The organism is Micromonospora sp. CPCC 206061 (genome assembly GCF_036906915.1).
Taxonomy (GTDB): Bacteria; Actinomycetota; Actinomycetes; order Mycobacteriales; family Micromonosporaceae; genus Phytohabitans.
This window is the reverse complement of the sequence record NZ_JBAKHX010000008.1, coordinates 18,778-34,557: the sequence shown is the minus strand read 5'-3', so window position 1 is coordinate 34,557 and position 15,780 is coordinate 18,778. Positions and strand designations below refer to the sequence as shown.

Sequence of the window (15,780 nt, the reverse complement as noted above, 5' to 3'; positions counted from 1 at the left end):
CGTTTGAAGGACCGGGCGCCCCGAGCAAAATGAGGGCGCGGTCGCGCTGCGCTACAAGAAAGGGTGACCCCTCATGGGGCTGGACAACGTCGCCGTGCAATGGCCGCGTACCGGCCGCTTCTACGAGCCGGTTGCCCCGGCCGCCTTCGTCGACTTCGCCATACTCGCGGACAATCCGGACGTTTCGGCGCCCACCGCGGCGCTGGCGGGGCACATCGCGAAGACGGGCACGGTGCGGGCGACGGCTTACACGGAGTTGGTCGACCTGCTGCTCGGACTCGATGGTGTGCTGTACGCCACAGAGGCCGCCGGCGAAGACGAAGACCCGGTGATCGACCCCGACGGGTGTGCCTGGATCGCCGGCGGGCTCGAACGGTTCGTCGAGAGCCATCGCGACTACGGCGAAGCCGTCACGTTCGACACCGTCGCCGGCGTGCTGAGAGGGGCGCTGGCCGGCGGGCGCCTGGCCGACCAGCAGCTTCGCTGGCTGGAGAGCCGGCTCGACGCGCTCCGCGACGAGTCGGGCGGCGCCCCGCAGTGGAGCTTCTCCCGTTCCGAGCTCGGCGTGCTGTCGCGTTTTTACAGACGGTGTGCAGATCGCGGCTTCGCCGTCTACGCCGATTTCTAGGAACGATCGTCTTCTCACGCCTCCCCCGTACGATCCATCACCCCCTCTGAGCTGCGTGAACTCCCTCACCGGCAGGGGCGGCTCGGGTAGCGGACGCTGGTTGGCGTTGGCCCGATGGCGAGTGTGCTCCAGATGATCGCGAGCATCGCGCCCAGCGTGCACCTTCGGTGGGCATCGACGCCGGCCGGCTGCGCCGGGCCGCCGCGGTCAGCCGTACGTATCTCGCGGGCCACGCCCCCGCACCCGCCGGGGTCCTCGGGACCACGAGGGTGCGGATGGACCGTGAACATGCAGCTTGAGCACCACGTTGTGGCCGACTTCCGCGGCGATCCGTTGCAGCAGCGAGGCGGCGAGCAATCGCAGCTGGGTCGCCCACGCCGTCGACTCCGCCTCGACGGTCAGCTCGCCGTTTTCGAGCTTGAGAGGGCGGCTGTGCTTGGCCACGTCGGGCCCGACCACCCGCTCCCACGCGCCGAAGACGGTCGCCTCGGCAGTCGGCCCCTGCCAGCCGCGCGCCTTGACCAGCCGGGAGAGCACGTCGCCGAACTTCTGCGGGTCGCGCGGGTCCGGCCCAGGGCCGGAATAGCCGCGCAGCCGCCGGCGGGTGGGCGCGCCGTCGGCAGCCGCCTGGCCCGCTTCCCCGTCAGCGGATTTGGTACGCCGATGCGCCGCGGCCGCCTGACGTCTGGCTCGTGCCGCATCCAGTACCGCGCGGGCAAGCTCGGGACCCTGCTGGCCAGCCTTGTCCTGTCCCTCCTCAGTGGACACGCCGGACACCGCCCTCCGACACCTCGAACCGGCTGCCACGCAAGGCTTCCGGCACGTCTTCGGCCACCGCGCAGGTGACCAGCAACTGGCTCGCCTGACCCACCAGGTCGGCCAGTCGGGCCCGCCGGCCGGTGTCGAGCTCGGCGAAGACGTCGTCGAGCACCAGTACCGGCTCGATGCCGTCGGCGCGCAGCAGGTCGTACGCGGCCAGCCGCAACGCCAGCGCGTACGACCAGGACTCGCCGTGACTCGCGTATCCCTTGGCGGGCAGCTCCCCCAGCATCAGCGTGAGGTCGTCGCGGTGCGGGCCGACCAGCGTCACACCACGCTCCACTTCGGACGAACGTGCCTCGATGAGCGCCGCTGACAAAGCGGCCTCGATCGCGGTGCGGTCTGGGGTCTCGACGGACACGGAAGCCTTGTACGTCATGGCCGCCGCGCCCCTGCCGGCCGCCACCGCGTCGTATGCCTTGGTCACGTGCGGCGCCAGTGCGGCGACCAACTCCAGCCGGCCGGCAAGCAGCTCCGCGCCGTGCTGGGCCAGGTGCGTGTCCCACACGTCCAGTGTGGACAAATCACCGCCGCGGGTGCCGCCGGTCTTGCGCGCCAGGTACGCGGTGCGCAGCAAAGCGTTGCGTTGCTTGACGACCCGCTCATAGTCGGCCCGCACCCCGGCGTACCGGGGCAGCCGGGCGACCAGCAGGTCGTCGAGGTACTTCCGGCGCTCGGAGGGATCGCCGCGCACCAGTTCCAGGTCTTCGGGCGCGAAGAGCACCAGCCGCAACGCGCCGAGCACGTCGCGCGCTCGACGGGCCGGCGACCGGCCGATCCGGGCCCGGTTGGCGCGTCCCGGCACGATCTCCAGCTCGACCAGCAGCTCACGTCCATCGTGGACGATCGCGCACCGGATGACGCCGGACTCGGCACCGGCCCGCACCAGCGGGGCGTCGGTGGCGACCCGGTGACTGCCCAGGGTCGCCACGTATCCCAACGCTTCGACCAGGTTGGTCTTGCCGACACCGTTCGCGCCGACGAGCACCGATCCGCCCGGCTCGAAGTCGACCTCCACCCGCTCGTACGAGCGGAAGTTGACGAGTTCCAGCCGGCGGACGTACATGCGCTACGAGGACTTGCGGACCGCGTGGCCGCCGAACTGGTTGCGCAGCGCGGCCACCGCCTTCATCGCCGGCGAGTCGTCCTGGCGAGACGCGAACCGGGCGAACAGCGACGCGGCGATCACGTTCATCGGCACGGCCAGCCGGATCGCCTCTTCGACGGTCCACCGACCCTCGCCGGTGTCCTCCGTGTAACCGCTCAGGCCGGCGAGGGCTGGATCGTCGTCGAGTGCCCGGTCGAGCAGGTCGAGCAGCCACGACTCGACGACCGAGCCCTCCCGCCACGACTTGATGACACCGGGCACATCGGTGATCAGCTCTGACTTCGTCAGCAGCTCGTACCCCTCGGCGTACGCGTGCATCAGCCCATACTCGATGCCGTTGTGGACCATCTTCGCGTAGTGCCCGGCGCCCACCGGCCCGGCGTGCACGAAGCCGAACTGTCCCTCCGGCTTGAGCGCGTCGAAGATCGGGGCGAGACGGGCCACCTGCTCGGCGTCGCCACCCACCATCAGGGCGTACCCGTTCTCCAGGCCCCAGACGCCGCCTGAGACGCCGACGTCCATGTATCCGACGCCCAGCTTGCTGAGGCGCTCCGCACGCGGCGCGTCGTCGCTGAAGCGCGAGTTGCCCCCGTCGATGATCAGGTCGCCTTCGCTGAGCAACGCGGCCAGCTCGTCGATCGTCGCGTCGGTCACGCCGGCCGGCACCATGACCCAGACCACCCGTGGCGCCGGAAGCCGCTCGACCAGCCCGGTCAGGCTGTCGACGTCGCTGACCTCAGGATTGCGGTCGTACCCGATGACCTCGTGCCCGGCGGCGCGCAGTCGCCCACGCATGTTGCCGCCCATCCGGCCGAGCCCCACCAGCCCTAGCTGCATTGTCGCGTCCCCTTTGCTTCCGGGCTGCCCACCGAACCGCCCTTCAGCGGGTTACCCGGATTGGCATGATCAGATACCGGTAGCCCGGAATGATCTCACCATCATCACCCGCCGGTGAGATCACGGCAGGCTTGAACGCGTCGACAAACGACAGCACGGCGTTTTGCGAGCCTACCGCGGCGAGGCCGTCGAGCAGGTACTGCGGGTTGAAGCCAATGGTCAGCGGCTCGCCGGTGAACGTGGCCTCCATGGCCTCGCTGGCGCGCGCCTCCTCGGTGCCGCCCGCCTCGACCACCAGGCCCTCATCGCTGAAGCTCAACAGCACCGGGGTGGTGCGGTCGGCGACCAGCGCGACGCGGCGGACCACCTCGTTGAGCGAGGCCACGGTCACGCGGGCGTCGGCGTTGTGCGCGGCCGGGAAGAGCGAGCGTACTGGCGGGTAGTTGGCGCCGTCGAGCAGCCGGCTCGTGGTGCGCCGGGTGCCGCCCGCAAAGCCGATCATCCCCTCACCGGCACCACCGTGGGCGAGCGCGAGCGTCACGTCGCCGCCCAGCGGGCCGAGGGTTTTGGCGGTGTCGGCGAGCGTGCGCGCCGGCACGAGCGCGTTGAGGCTGATCTCGGGGTCGTCCGGGCGCCACTGCATCTCGCGCATCGCGAGGCGGTACCGGTCGGTGGCGAGCATCGCGAGACTGCTGCCGTTCAGCTCGATCCGCACGCCGGTCATCATCGGCAGCGTCTCGTCACGCCCGGCGGCGACCGCCACCTGCGCGACGGCGGCGGCGAACGCAGCGGCGTCGACGGTGCCGGCGCTGGCGGGCATCTCCGGGAGGGTCGGGTAGTCCTCGACCGGCATGGTGGGCAGGGTGAACCGCGCGCTGCCGCACACCAGCTCGAGGTGGGCGCCGACGGCGGCGATGTCGACGGGCTTGGCAGGCAGTGCCTTGGTGATCTCAGCGAGCAGGCGACCGGAAACCAGAGCGGCGCCGTCGGCGTCTCCCTGGACATCGACGCTGACCTGGCTGGACACCTCGTAGTCGAAGCCGGAGACACCTAGCTGGCCATCGGTGACCCGCAGCATCACTCCGGCGAGGACCGGCACCGAAGGCCGGTTGGGCAGGCTTTTCGCCGTCCACGCCACAGCATCGGCGAGCGCGTCGCGCTCGACTCGGAACTTCATGCCTGTGCCTCCGCGTCGACTGGTGGGCAGAACCGCCCTAACGACGATAGGGGCTCCCTGCTTGATCGCGTGCGCCGACCCCTGGGGTTTGGCACGTTGGATTCGGCAACTCTCCGATCGGGTAGGAGCCGTGGTCGACCACGGCGGCGCCGGCCCTGAATTCCGGTTTGTTGTCCCCAGCGTGATGATTGGGTTTGGACTCTTCTTAGAGGAACAGACTCATCGTCTTCATCGGTCCTGTGCGAACTGTGGAGAGCCGGAGTCTGTGCTGGTCACGGGGTTATCCACGGGTGGGCGAGGTGTGGAGAACCCTGCCCAGAAGTGGCCTCCCGGTCCACAGGTTCGCGATCTGCCAAGGTTTGTCCACCGTCATCCACCGGTAATCCACCGGTTATCCCCTGGGTTTCTCCCCAGCTGTGGGAAGCGTGGCGCGGTCCCCCCAACGAGTTGTCCCCAGAACCTTCAACACGCTGTACACACTTGCGACTTTGCCAGTGGACAGACTCGTTACCTGGCGTACACGTCCACAGCGGTTCCCACAGGAGTTGTCCACAGCCTGTGGACAACTCTGCTCAGGAGGAAACGTCAGGAGTTCTGCTTGATCCGGTTGGTCAGCTCGGCGATCTGGTTGTACAGCGAGCGACGCTCCGCCATCTGCTGGCGGATCTTCCGGTCTGCGTGCATGACGGTGGTGTGGTCGCGGCCGCCGAAGGCCTGCCCGATGCGGGGCAGGGACAGGTCGGTCAGCTCGCGGCAGAGGTACATGGCGACCTGGCGGGCGTTGACGAGCACCCGGGAGCGGGAGTGGCCGCGCAGGTCTTCGAGGCTCACGCCGAAGTAGTCGGCGGTGGACACCATGATCTGATCGGCGGTGATCTCCGGCCCCGAGCCGTCCGGGATGAAGTCGCGCAGCACTTCCTCGGCTAGCGACAACTCCACAGGCGACCGAGTCAGCGACGCGAACGCCGTCACCCGGATGAGCGCGCCTTCGAGCTCGCGGATCGAGTTGGAGATCCGCGACGCGATGAACTCCAGCACCTCGGGCGGCGCGAACAGCCGCTCCTGCGCGGCCTTCTTCTGGAGGATCGCGATCCGCGTCTCCAGGTCGGGCGGCTGGATGTCGGCGAGCAGGCCCCACTCGAACCGGGTCCGCAGCCGGTCTTCGAGCGTGGCGAGCTGCTTCGGTGACCGGTCGGACGTGATGACGATCTGCTTGTTCGCGTTGTGCAGCGTATTGAAGGTGTGGAAGAACTCCTCCTGAGTCCGCTCCCGGTTCTCCAGGAACTGGATGTCGTCGATCAGGAGGATGTCCACATCCCGGTACCGCCGCTGGAACGCGCTCGTCTTGTCGTCGCGCAGCGAGTTGATGAAGTCGTTGGTGAACTCTTCGGTGGAGACGTACCGCACCGAGCGCGCGTTGCCGAGCGTGGTCGCGTAATGGCCGATCGCGTGCAATAGGTGTGTCTTGCCCAACCCGGAGCTGCCGTAGATGAACAGCGGGTTGTAGGCCTTTGCCGGCGACTCGGCGACCGCTACCGAGGCGGCGTGGGCGAACCGGTTGGACGACCCGATGACGAACGTCTCGAACATGTACTTCGGGTTGAGCCGGTTGCCCGCCGTCTCCGCGCCCGCACCCGGGCCGGCGCCGGGACGCCGTTCGGCGTGTGGCTGGCCGGCCGGGTCCACCACAGCGGTGCCCCGGTCGGGGTGCGCCGCGGCACGGCCGGGTCCGCTGTCGGGAGCGCTGACGTGACGCAACTCACCGGTCGGCTCGTCGCGGCCGCTCAGTTCGTGGTATCGGTCGGGCTCGCGGCGCTCGCCCTGATAGGCGTACGGGTCGGCCGGCGGAGCCTCGGTGCGCGGGTGGGCGGGCGGTGCGGCGAACAGCGGCTCCTGGTCCTGCCGCGGATCCATGTTGACCGGTACGGCCGCTGCCGCCGAAACGGATGCCGGCGCGGACTTCTGTGCCGAGCCGCTCGGCGGCTCCGCGAAGCTGTCTTCGGCGACCGGTGCGCTCGCGGGGCTGCCATAGATCGTGCCGGACGGGCGGCCCTGCCCGTCTTCCGGTGGCCGGATCGTCACCGCGACCTGGATGGGGCGGCCCAGCCGGCGGGACAGGGCGTCGGTGATCGCGGGGCGGAGCCGGGACTCGATCACGTCCCGGGTGAACGCGTCCGGTACGGACAGCAGGGCGATGTCTTCGACGATGGCGCCCAGCCGGGTCAGCCGGAGGTAGGCGCGCTGCTGTGCCGAGACGATCTCGTCGGCCAGCTCTTCGGTCGCCGCCATCCAGACCACGGCCAGGTCGTTGTCAGCCACCGTCGCGCCACCCCCTTCGCCTCCGAGTCACAATCCGGTCGTTGTCGCCGCGGTTCGTTGTCCACAACTTGTCCACAGCCTGTGTACCGACCGCTTGTGGCTCCCCCGCGTGAAGCGCGCCAGATCTTGTTCGGCCTGCGGTGACGCTACTGCGGCCACACCGTGCCGAACGACTGACCACCTCGCCCGGTTTTGCACCGATATGTAGCGACAGAAACCCCCTGACACCGACCGGCAATCGGGCACGCTAACAGCGTTGTCCACAACCCTTCAACCGTTGTCCACACCGGTTGGTTCTCGGAGGCCGCTAAACGGTGCATTGGGGCCAGCGCATGGAGTGACCCGGCGGGTACGGCGTGTCCCCCCTGCCGTGTTTGACGATCAAAATTGGCATGCGTAAGCTTGAGCGGCTGCTCCGTCGCCCGGCGGAGCATGCTGTGCTCGGCCAGTCTTGCTCGGCCGGGCCCACGATCGCAACGAAGACGGAGATACTGACGTGAGCAAGCGCACCTATCAGCCGAACAACCGCCGGCGTGCCAAGACCCACGGTTTCCGGCTGCGCATGCGCACCCGTGCGGGCCGCGCCATCGTCTCCGCTCGCCGTTCCAAGGGGCGGGCCCGCCTGTCGGCCTGAGCCGCACAGGTGGCCCAGGGGGTGAGGCAGCCGTGCTGGCCACGGCGCATCGACTTCGGCACAGCAACGACTTCGCCAGCACCATCCGCACAGGGCGGCGTGCCGGTCGAGGTTCCGTTGTCGTCCACCTGACCGTCCCCGAGGCCGGGTTCGCAGAGCTTGACGAGCCGGTGCGTTCCGGAGTCCATCCGGTCCGCGCCGGCTTTGTCGTGTCCAAGGCCGTCGGCGGCGCCGTGACGCGTAACACGGTCCGGCGCCGGCTTCGCCACCTGGTCCGCGACCGGCTGGCCGACCTGCCGCCTGGCAGCACCCTGGTGGTACGAGCGCTGCCAGCCGCCGCCGACCAGCCGTACACGCGGTTGGGCGTGGACCTCGACGCCGCACTCGCCGCAGCCCGCTCGCCCCGCAGGTCGCCGCGTACTTCCGGAGGCCGCCGTGAGTAAGCCTGGGGGTGCAGCCCGAATGCTGGCCGCGCCCGTCATCGCGTACCGTCGTTGGATAAGCCCGGCACTGCCGGCCCGCTGTCGGTTCTACCCGTCGTGCAGCGCGTACGCCCTCGAGGCGATCACGACGCACGGCGCCCTCCGGGGGACCCGCCTCGCGGTCTGGCGGCTGCTGCGCTGCCATCCATTCCATCCCGGCGGGTACGACCCGGTGCCCGCGCCAGACCGACGCCGACCTGCCGACGTGACTGGAGCTCCGAATTGAGTCTCGACTGGATCTACTGGGGGATCTCGTGGATCCTGCTGTCCTGGCACTCGATCTGGGACGCCATCGGCGTCCCAGAAGACACGGTGCTGGGGACTAACTGGGCCTGGATTCTCGCGATCTTCTTCCTGGTCGTCACCGTCCGGGTGATCCTTTTCCCGGTCTTCGTGAAGCAGATCAAGTCGCAGCGGGCCATGCAGGCGCTTCAGCCGCAGGTCAAGGCGCTGCAGGAGAAGCACAAGGGTGACCGGGAAACGCTCCAGAAAGAAATGATGGAGCTGTACCGGAAGGAGAAGGCCAACCCACTCATGGGCTGCCTGCCCATGTTCCTCCAGATCCCGGTCTTCCTCGGTCTCTTCCACGTGCTCCGCCGCCTCAACCCGAACAAGGGCGAGAACGCCAAGACCCTGTACGGGTGGACGGCCGACCAGTTCGACAGCGCGTCGGTCGCGAAGCTCTTCACCGCGCCGATCGCCAGCAAGTTCGGTTCCTCCTCCCAGGAACTGACCGACATGGGTGCCAACGGCACCACCGTCAAGGTGATCGCGGGCATCCTGGTCCTGATCATGATCGCGACGACCTACCTGACCAGCCGTCAGATGATCCTCAAGACCGGCTGGGCCGAAGACCCGCAGCAGCGGATGATCCAGCGGCTGATGCTGTACGGCATCCCGGCATCGCTGCTCGTCTCCGGCGCGATCTTTCCGATCGGCGTCATCATCTACTGGGTCACGAACAACCTCTTCACCCTCGGCCAGCAGCAGTGGGTGCTCCGCAAGTACCCGCCGCCGGTGATGACCGGCAAGAACGGCAAGCCGATGCCCGGCCCTGCCGCGCGCAAGGCCGCCAGCACCAAGCCCGCCATCGCCAGCCGCGGCAAGGGCGACAAGGACAAGCCGGAGAACAAGCCGGCCGTCGACGGCAAGGCCCTCGCACCGCGGCCCGGCGCCAAGCCGGTCAATCCGAAGAAGGGGCGCCCCGCGAAGCGCCAGGGCTGACGCGACCGTGCCCGCCGCCAATGCCGCCGGCGGGCACCGCGGCGCTCCCCTGAACGCGACCTTCGCGACGGCACCGAAAGACGTGCCCGTGGCACGCCGGCCACCACCGCCGGCCACGGGAAACCACCGGACCGGAGACGGTCCGGACGAGTGAGTACGGAGATGACACCGTGACGGACACCAGCGTTCCCCAGACGGAACAGGCCCTCGACGAGGAGCTGGCGGCCACTGAGGCGGCGCAGGACGACGAGCAGGACGACGAGCCGGAGGCCGAGAAGGCCGAGGCGCCGGCGAACGGTACGAGCGACTCGGACCTCTTCCGGCAGAGCGAGATCGCCGCGGACTACGTAGAGGGCCTGCTCGACATCCTCGACTACGACGGCGACATCGACGAGCTGGTCTCCAGCGGGCGGCCGGTCGTCGAGGTGGTCGGTGGGCGGCTCCAGCCGCTCGTCGGGCAGCGCGGCGCCACGCTGGAGGCGCTCCAGGAGCTGACCCGGCTGGCCGTGTTCCGCCAGACCGGCACCCCGAGCCGGTTGCTGCTCGACGTCGGCGGATACCGCGCCAGCCGCCGCAAGGAGCTCGCCGCCGTCGCCAAGAACGCCGTCGAGAAGGTCAAGGAGTTCGGCGAGCCGGTGCGCCTGGAGACGATGTCGGCGTTCGAGCGCAAGTGCGTGCACGACGTGGTCAACGCGATCGCGGGCGTGGAGAGCGAGTCGGAGGGCGTCGAGCCCAGCCGGCGGATCGTCGTACGCCCCGTCGACTGACGTGGTTGATGAGCCAGTACTCGGCCCGGGTGCTCCGCCGCCCGGGCCGTTGCCTGTTCCGGCGGAGCTTCGCACCGCGGCCGAGGCGCTCTTCGGTGACCGGCTCGACCTCGCGGCGGAGTACGCGGGCCTGCTCGCCACTGACGGCGTGGTTCGCGGCCTGATCGGTCCCCGCGAGGCGCCACGCCTGTGGGACCGGCACCTGCTCAACTGCGCGGCCGTGGTGGAGCTGCTCCCCCACGGAGTGTCGGTGGTCGACGTCGGTTCCGGAGCCGGCCTGCCGGGCATCGTGCTCGCCGTGGCCCGGCCGGATCTGGCCGTCACCTTGATCGAGCCGCTGGCGCGACGCGTTTCCTTCCTGACCGAGGCGGTGACCGCGCTCGGCCTCGACGAGGCGGTCACGGTGGTCCGGGCGCGCGCGGAGGAGAGCCAGGAGCTTCCGCCGGCAGACGTCGTGACGGCTCGCGCGGTGGCACCGCTCGACCGGCTCGGCGGCTGGTGCCTGCCGCTCGCCGCCGTCGGTGGACGGTTGCTCGCGCTCAAGGGCGCCTCGGCCGCCGACGAGGTGGCGGAGCACCGAGACGCGCTCGCCCGCCTGGGAGGCGGGGAGCCGGTCGTGAGGCGCTGTGGGGTCGGCCTGATCGACCCGCCGGTGACCGTGGTGGAGATCGTCCGCGAGCGGGTGGTCACGACCGGGCGGTCGAAGGCGCCGCGGGCCGGACGTACCGGGTCTACTTCGGACGGTCGTCGGGCGCGCCGACGCTGATGCGGTCCGCTTTCTCCTTTTTTAGTACCGCATGCGGGTGCCAGTGGCGCTCATGTGTCGGACTCCAATGGCCTCTTTCGCTCAACGGCCGTAGGCTGGCCGCGCGAGTTTGCCGATCCATCCGAAGCGGGCAGGGATGACACGGTGCATGACTACGGTAGGTACGACGACTCTCGGCTGAGCCAGCCTGGTGGCTACGGGCACAATGGCGCCGCCGTTTCACGTGAAACCGAGTACGAGGGCTGGTCTGTGGGGCGCCGAGGCTCTGCGGCGGGACCGGGTTTCTCCGCTCGGAGCGGCGACGGCGACCCGGTCGCCGTCCCGCAGCCGCGTGGCGCCTCCTCTCCGTCGCAGCCCCCGCCAGGGCCGTCGTCCTCTCCTCCGCCGACGCCACCCCAGGCGCCCACGCCGATGCCGCCTCAGCCGCCGACGCCACCCCAGGCGCCGGCCCCCACGCCAACCCGGGCGCCCGATCAGACCCCGGGTAACGCGCCGGGCCGGCCGCCAGGGCAGCCGCCTGAGTCCGAGTCCCGCCGGCCGGCACCACGGCCGCAGCCGGCCGTAGGCACCGCTCCAGCGCTCGGGACCGCTCCCAGATCCGACACGCCCACGCCGTCATCCGGAACCTTCACGGACGAAGGCGCGACCGACGCGTACGTTTCACGTGAAACCCCATCGCGTGAAGAGGATGATCCACCGTTGGCTATGGAGGCAATGCGCGCCGTGCAGATCCTGAATCCGAGTGGCGAGGTGACCATGCCGCGCCCGGCCCGGCCCAGGATCATGTGCGTAGCGAACCAGAAGGGCGGCGTGGGTAAGACCACGAGCACTGTGAACTTGGCGGTGGCGCTCGCCCTGCACGGCAACCGGGTCCTGGTCGTCGACCTGGACCCGCAAGGCAACGCCTCGACCGGGCTGAACGTGCCGCACCACGCCGGTATCCCTGACGTCTACGACTGCCTGATCGACAACGTGCCGCTCGTCGAGGTGGCCCAGGCGGTCGAGGGCATCCCCAATCTGTGGTGCGTGCCGGCGACCATCGACCTCGCCGGCGCCGAGATCGAGCTGGTCTCCGTGGTAGCCCGCGAGTCCCGGCTGTCCCGGGCCATCACCGGGCACCCGGAAAAGTTCGACTACGTTTTCATCGACTGTCCGCCCTCACTGGGTCTGCTGACCGTCAACGCCTTGGTCGCGGCTCAGGAGGTGCTGATCCCGATCCAGTGCGAGTACTACGCACTCGAGGGCCTGAACCAGCTCATCAACAACATCAACCTGGTACGCCAGCACCTGAACCCGACGCTCGACGTCTCCACGATCCTGCTCACCATGTACGACCGCCGGACCCGCCTCGCGGACGCGGTCGAGCAGGACGTCCGGAACCACTTCGGCGAGAAGGTGCTCCAGGCGGTCATTCCCCGGAACGTCCGTGTCTCCGAGGCACCGAGCTACGGCCAGTCGGTCATGACCTACGATCCCGGTTCGCGGGGCGCTACGAGCTACTTCGAGGCGGCCCAGGAGATCGCGGAGCGTGGCGTCAAAATGGGAGGCGTGGCATGAAGAACCGTCCGCGTGGCGGGCTGGGGCGTGGGCTGGGTGCCCTGATCCCCACCGGAGCGCCGCAGGCGGCAGTCGCGACGGCGGAGCCGCCGCTGAGCCCGCCCGACGTTCCCGAGCCTGCTCAGCTGGAGCCGACATCGGTCGAGGCGCCGGCGGCGGGGGAAGACAGCCGGCTCGCCCCGGTGCCGGGAGCGCGCTTCGCTGAGGTTCCGCTCGAGGCGATCGTCCCGAACCCGAAGCAACCCCGGCAGGTCTTCGACGAGGAGGCCCTGGAGGAGCTCAAGGTCTCGATCGAGGAGGTCGGCCTCCTTCAGCCGATCGTCGTGCGCGAGCTCGAAGACGGCAAGTATGAGCTTGTCATGGGCGAGCGGCGGTATCGGGCCGCTCAAGCCGTCGGCCGGGAGAGCCTCCCCGCGATCGTCCGCGAGACCAAGGACGACGCGATGCTCCGGGACGCGCTCCTGGAGAACATCCACCGAGTCAACCTCAACCCGCTCGAAGAGGCGGCCGCGTACCAGCAGCTGCTTGAGGAGTTTGGGGCGACCCACGAAGAGCTGGCCCGGCGGATCGGCCGGAGCCGGCCGCAGATCTCGAACACGATGCGGCTCCTGAACCTGCCGGGCCCGGTCCAGCGGCGGGTCGCCGCCGGCGTGCTGTCAGCCGGTCACGCCCGTGCCCTGCTCGGTCTGGATGACGCCGACGCTCAGGAAGACCTTGCGACCAAGATCGTCGCTGAGGGCCTCTCGGTACGGGCCACCGAGGAATTGGTGACGATGGCCATCGCCGATGGGCCCGCCAAGAAAGCGGCTCCGAAGCGGCGAGCCCGGCCCCACGCCCCGGCACTGACGGATCTGGCCGACCGGCTTTCCGACCGGTTCGACACCCGGGTGAAGGTCGACATCGGACGCAACAAGGGGAAGATCACGATCGAGTTCGCCACGGTCGACGACCTGGAGCGGATCGTCGGCATCATCGGCGTCGAGCGAGTCGAGCCCGAGGAGTAGGCCAACCAGGCGCCTCTTGAACGGCGGCCGTCGCGGTTTCACGTGAAACCCCGACGGCCGCCGTTTCACGTGAAACGGCGGCCGTCGGAGGCGCCCTGAAGTTAATCCACAGGACTTATCCACAGTCGAGCCGAAATTCAGAGAAACCGCCGGTAGGAGTACATGGTTGCCTGTGGACAACCGCCTCGTCGTCCGCCCGAAACGGGGAACGACAGCGGTCGAGAAACCCGTTAGTGTCAGCCTCGTGCCCGACACCCACACCTCTCTTCCCGACTTCACGCGGTGGCCCTCATTTCCGTTCGAGGGCGATCTGCGGGTGAAGCAACTCGATGATCCGGTCGAGAAGGAGCCCTCCCGTAAGGGCGAGGATTCCGCCGACTGCTCCGCGTGCAGCGCGCCCGATGAGGCGTACATCTGGGTCAGCGAACGGTGGCGGGTCCGAGCGATGGATCGCCCGACGGGCCTGCCGATGGTGCTCATCCTGGAGTCCCGGTCGCACCTCGACCTGGGCGATCTCCCCAACCTGTTGGCCGCCGAGCTCGGCGTGATGACGGTGCGACTGGAGCGCGCGGTCCGCTCGCTCGACGGCGTCGCCCGGGTCCACGTGAATCGCTGGGGCGACGGCTCCGCGCACCTGCACATGTGGTTCCTGGCTCGCCCGTACGGACGGCTCCAGTTGCGCGGCACGTTCCTCTCGCTGTGGGACGACATCCTGCCGCCGATCCCCGAAGCGCAGTGGCGGGAAAACCTCGCTCTCGTCGCCGCCTGGCTCGCCGAGTTCGGTGGCAAGCCACTTGCCGAGCCACCGCGGATCGAGTGGCACGCCCCGTCGACCCTCGCCGAGGCGGCCGGCCGCGAAGAGGCGGCGGCGGCCGAAGCCAGGGCCCGCGACACCGAAGACCTCGGAGACGACGTGTCGGTGGCGCTCGTCGAGGCGGCGCCAGATGAGCCTGTCTCCGAGTCCGTCCACGACGCGGATTCGCCGGACGAGGCTGAGCCGGGCGCCGATGCCAGCGCGCCCGACACAGCCGTCGACTCCTCGGGCAAGGCCGCCGGTGACAGCGACGGTGTCGCTGACGGCGCGGCGGCCGGGTCCGAAAGCGGCTCGCTGCCTCCTCCACGCGCCGCGGCCGAAGGCCCACCGGACAGTGCAGGCAAGCCCAGCACGACGACCGCCGAGAAGGCGGCCGCGCCGGCCGTCGGCTAGCCCGCACCGCGAACACGAGCGCCCCGCTTCCATCGTGGAAGCGGGGCGCTGCGTCGTACAGGGGAAGCGGGCAGGGGGTTTGTTGGCCCTGGGCCTGAAGGGCGGCGCCTTCCTTCGCGCCGCGCACCGACTTCGTCGGCGCGGCGCTCAGTCCAGGCCCCGCCGGCCCCGGGCAGGGCTTGTTGGCGCTCGCTGCGCTCGCGCGGGCCCTGGGCCTGAAGGGCGGCGCCTTCCTTCGCGCCGCGCACCGACTTCGTCGGCGCGTCGCTCAGTCCAGGCCCCGCCGGCCCCGGGCCGATGCCCGGGCGACCATTGTGGCGAGCAGCTTGCCGAAGTCGAGACCGGCGGCCTGTACCGCCAGCGGCATGAGCGAGGTCTCTGTCATCCCGGGCGCGACGTTGACCTCGAGGACGTGCGGCCGTCCGTCGGAGTCGACGATGAGGTCGACGCGGGAGAGGTCGCGCAGCCCGAGCGCGGTGTGCGCGGCGAGTGCGATCCGGGCCACCTCCGCGGCCACCTCCGGATCCAGGCGGGCCGGCGAGTGCCACGTGGTGAGGCCCGCGGTGTACCGGGCGGCGTAGTCGTAGACGCCGTTGCGCGGCACGATCTCGACGGCGGGAAGCGCCTGCGGCCCGTCGCCGAGGTCGACCACCGACACGGCGACGTCCATGCCGGCGACGTACCGCTCGACGAGCGCAGTCGAGTCGTACGCGAAGCAGCCGACCATCGCCGCCGGCAGAGCACCCGCGTCACGCACGACCGCGGCGCCCAGACCGGAGCCGCCCTGCGCAGGCTTGACCATCAGCGGAAGCCCCAGCCGGTCGACGATCCGGTCGAGCACCGCCACGGCGCCGAGCTCGGAGAAGCGGTCGTGCGGCAGCGCAACCCAGTCGGGCGTGGGGATGCCCGCCTCGCGCAGCACCGCTTTCGCTGACGGCTTGTCCCACGCCAGCCGCGCCGTCCGGGCGTCACAGCCGACGTACTGCACGTCGCACAGGTCGAGCACGCCGCGCAGCGAGCCGTCCTCCCCCGTTGCGCCGTGCAGCGCGATGACCACCGCGTCGGGCGGGTCGGCCTGTAGGGCGGGAAGCAGCGACACGTCGGCGTCCCGCTGCTCCGCCTCGATGCCCGCACTGCGCAGCGCGTCGAGCACGCGGCGGCCGGACCTGAGGGAGACGTCCCGCTCGTATGAGAGGCCGCCAGCGAGGACGAGTACGCGGAGATCGGTGGTGGTGCCGGTATCCATGCCCC

At 69.8% G+C, this 15,780-nt stretch carries 16 protein-coding genes; 10 read left to right on the top strand and 6 right to left on the bottom strand.

Annotated features, from left to right (window positions below):
• Positions 1 to 73: 73 nt before the first annotated feature.
• The gene (locus V6V89_RS09020; protein WP_334618544.1) at positions 74 to 628 is read left to right on the top strand and encodes a hypothetical protein; all 555 of its coding nucleotides are present in this window, start codon (positions 74 to 76) and stop codon (positions 626 to 628) included.
• 207 nt (positions 629 to 835) lie between these two features.
• Here V6V89_RS09020 and V6V89_RS09015 read toward each other — a convergent pair whose 3' ends face one another.
• The 5 genes from V6V89_RS09015 to dnaA all read right to left on the bottom strand — a co-directional run bounded on the left by V6V89_RS09015 (position 836) and on the right by dnaA (position 6,858).
• Positions 836 to 1,405, bottom strand: a complete 570-nt coding sequence (locus tag V6V89_RS09015; protein ID WP_442935103.1) for a DUF721 domain-containing protein — start codon at positions 1,403 to 1,405, stop codon at positions 836 to 838.
• Positions 1,386 to 2,513: a DNA replication/repair protein RecF gene (gene recF, locus V6V89_RS09010; protein ID WP_334618542.1), complete on the bottom strand. Its 1,128-nt coding sequence runs from the start codon at positions 2,511 to 2,513 to the stop codon at positions 1,386 to 1,388. Before recF ends, V6V89_RS09015 begins: the two co-directional genes overlap by 20 nt.
• 3 nt (positions 2,514 to 2,516) lie before the next feature.
• Positions 2,517 to 3,392, bottom strand: coding sequence for a phosphogluconate dehydrogenase (NAD(+)-dependent, decarboxylating) (gene gnd, locus V6V89_RS09005; protein ID WP_334618541.1), 876 nt, complete (start codon positions 3,390 to 3,392; stop codon positions 2,517 to 2,519).
• Positions 3,393 to 3,435: 43 nt separating this feature from the next.
• Positions 3,436 to 4,569, bottom strand: coding sequence for a DNA polymerase III subunit beta (gene dnaN, locus V6V89_RS09000; protein WP_334618540.1), 1,134 nt, complete (start codon positions 4,567 to 4,569; stop codon positions 3,436 to 3,438).
• 585 nt (positions 4,570 to 5,154) lie between these two features.
• Positions 5,155 to 6,858: a chromosomal replication initiator protein DnaA gene (gene dnaA, locus V6V89_RS08995; RefSeq protein WP_334618652.1), complete on the bottom strand. Its 1,704-nt coding sequence runs from the start codon at positions 6,856 to 6,858 to the stop codon at positions 5,155 to 5,157.
• 526 nt (positions 6,859 to 7,384) lie between these two features.
• On the opposite strand from dnaA, the gene rpmH reads away from it, so the two are divergent.
• The 9 genes from rpmH (at position 7,385) to V6V89_RS08950 (ending at position 14,529) form a co-directional block, all read left to right on the top strand.
• On the top strand, positions 7,385 to 7,522 hold the full coding sequence (rpmH, locus tag V6V89_RS08990; protein WP_265252925.1) for a 50S ribosomal protein L34: 138 nt from the start codon (positions 7,385 to 7,387) through the stop codon (positions 7,520 to 7,522).
• Positions 7,523 to 7,554: 32 nt separating this feature from the next.
• Positions 7,555 to 7,965 (top strand): ribonuclease P protein component, encoded by a 411-nt coding sequence (gene rnpA, locus V6V89_RS08985; protein WP_334618539.1) that lies wholly within the window; start codon positions 7,555 to 7,557, stop codon positions 7,963 to 7,965.
• A 19-nt stretch (positions 7,966 to 7,984) separates the two neighbouring features.
• A complete protein-coding gene (gene yidD, locus V6V89_RS08980; protein ID WP_334618651.1) occupies positions 7,985 to 8,230 on the top strand; it encodes a membrane protein insertion efficiency factor YidD in 246 nt (81 codons plus the stop codon).
• Entirely contained in the window at positions 8,227 to 9,228 is a 1,002-nt protein-coding gene (yidC, locus tag V6V89_RS08975) for a membrane protein insertase YidC (RefSeq protein ID WP_334618538.1), read from the top strand. The genes yidD and yidC overlap by 4 nt, the downstream gene beginning before the upstream one ends.
• A gap of 170 nt (positions 9,229 to 9,398) precedes the next feature.
• The gene (locus V6V89_RS08970) at positions 9,399 to 9,995 is read left to right on the top strand and encodes a Jag family protein (RefSeq protein ID WP_334618537.1); all 597 of its coding nucleotides are present in this window, start codon (positions 9,399 to 9,401) and stop codon (positions 9,993 to 9,995) included.
• A gap of 1 nt (position 9,996) precedes the next feature.
• Positions 9,997 to 10,761, top strand: coding sequence for a 16S rRNA (guanine(527)-N(7))-methyltransferase RsmG (gene rsmG, locus V6V89_RS08965; RefSeq protein WP_442935102.1), 765 nt, complete (start codon positions 9,997 to 9,999; stop codon positions 10,759 to 10,761).
• Between the two features lie 411 nt (positions 10,762 to 11,172).
• A complete protein-coding gene (locus V6V89_RS08960) occupies positions 11,173 to 12,318 on the top strand; it encodes an AAA family ATPase (RefSeq protein ID WP_442935101.1) in 1,146 nt (381 codons plus the stop codon).
• A complete protein-coding gene (locus tag V6V89_RS08955) occupies positions 12,315 to 13,322 on the top strand; it encodes a ParB/RepB/Spo0J family partition protein (protein WP_334618535.1) in 1,008 nt (335 codons plus the stop codon). The genes V6V89_RS08960 and V6V89_RS08955 overlap by 4 nt, the downstream gene beginning before the upstream one ends.
• Positions 13,323 to 13,566: 244 nt before the next feature.
• On the top strand, positions 13,567 to 14,529 hold the full coding sequence (locus V6V89_RS08950) for a hypothetical protein (RefSeq protein WP_334618533.1): 963 nt from the start codon (positions 13,567 to 13,569) through the stop codon (positions 14,527 to 14,529).
• Between the two features lie 268 nt (positions 14,530 to 14,797).
• Here V6V89_RS08950 and V6V89_RS08945 read toward each other — a convergent pair whose 3' ends face one another.
• Positions 14,798 to 15,775: a D-alanine--D-alanine ligase family protein gene (locus V6V89_RS08945; protein WP_334618532.1), complete on the bottom strand. Its 978-nt coding sequence runs from the start codon at positions 15,773 to 15,775 to the stop codon at positions 14,798 to 14,800.
• Between the last annotated feature and the right edge of the window lie 5 nt (positions 15,776 to 15,780).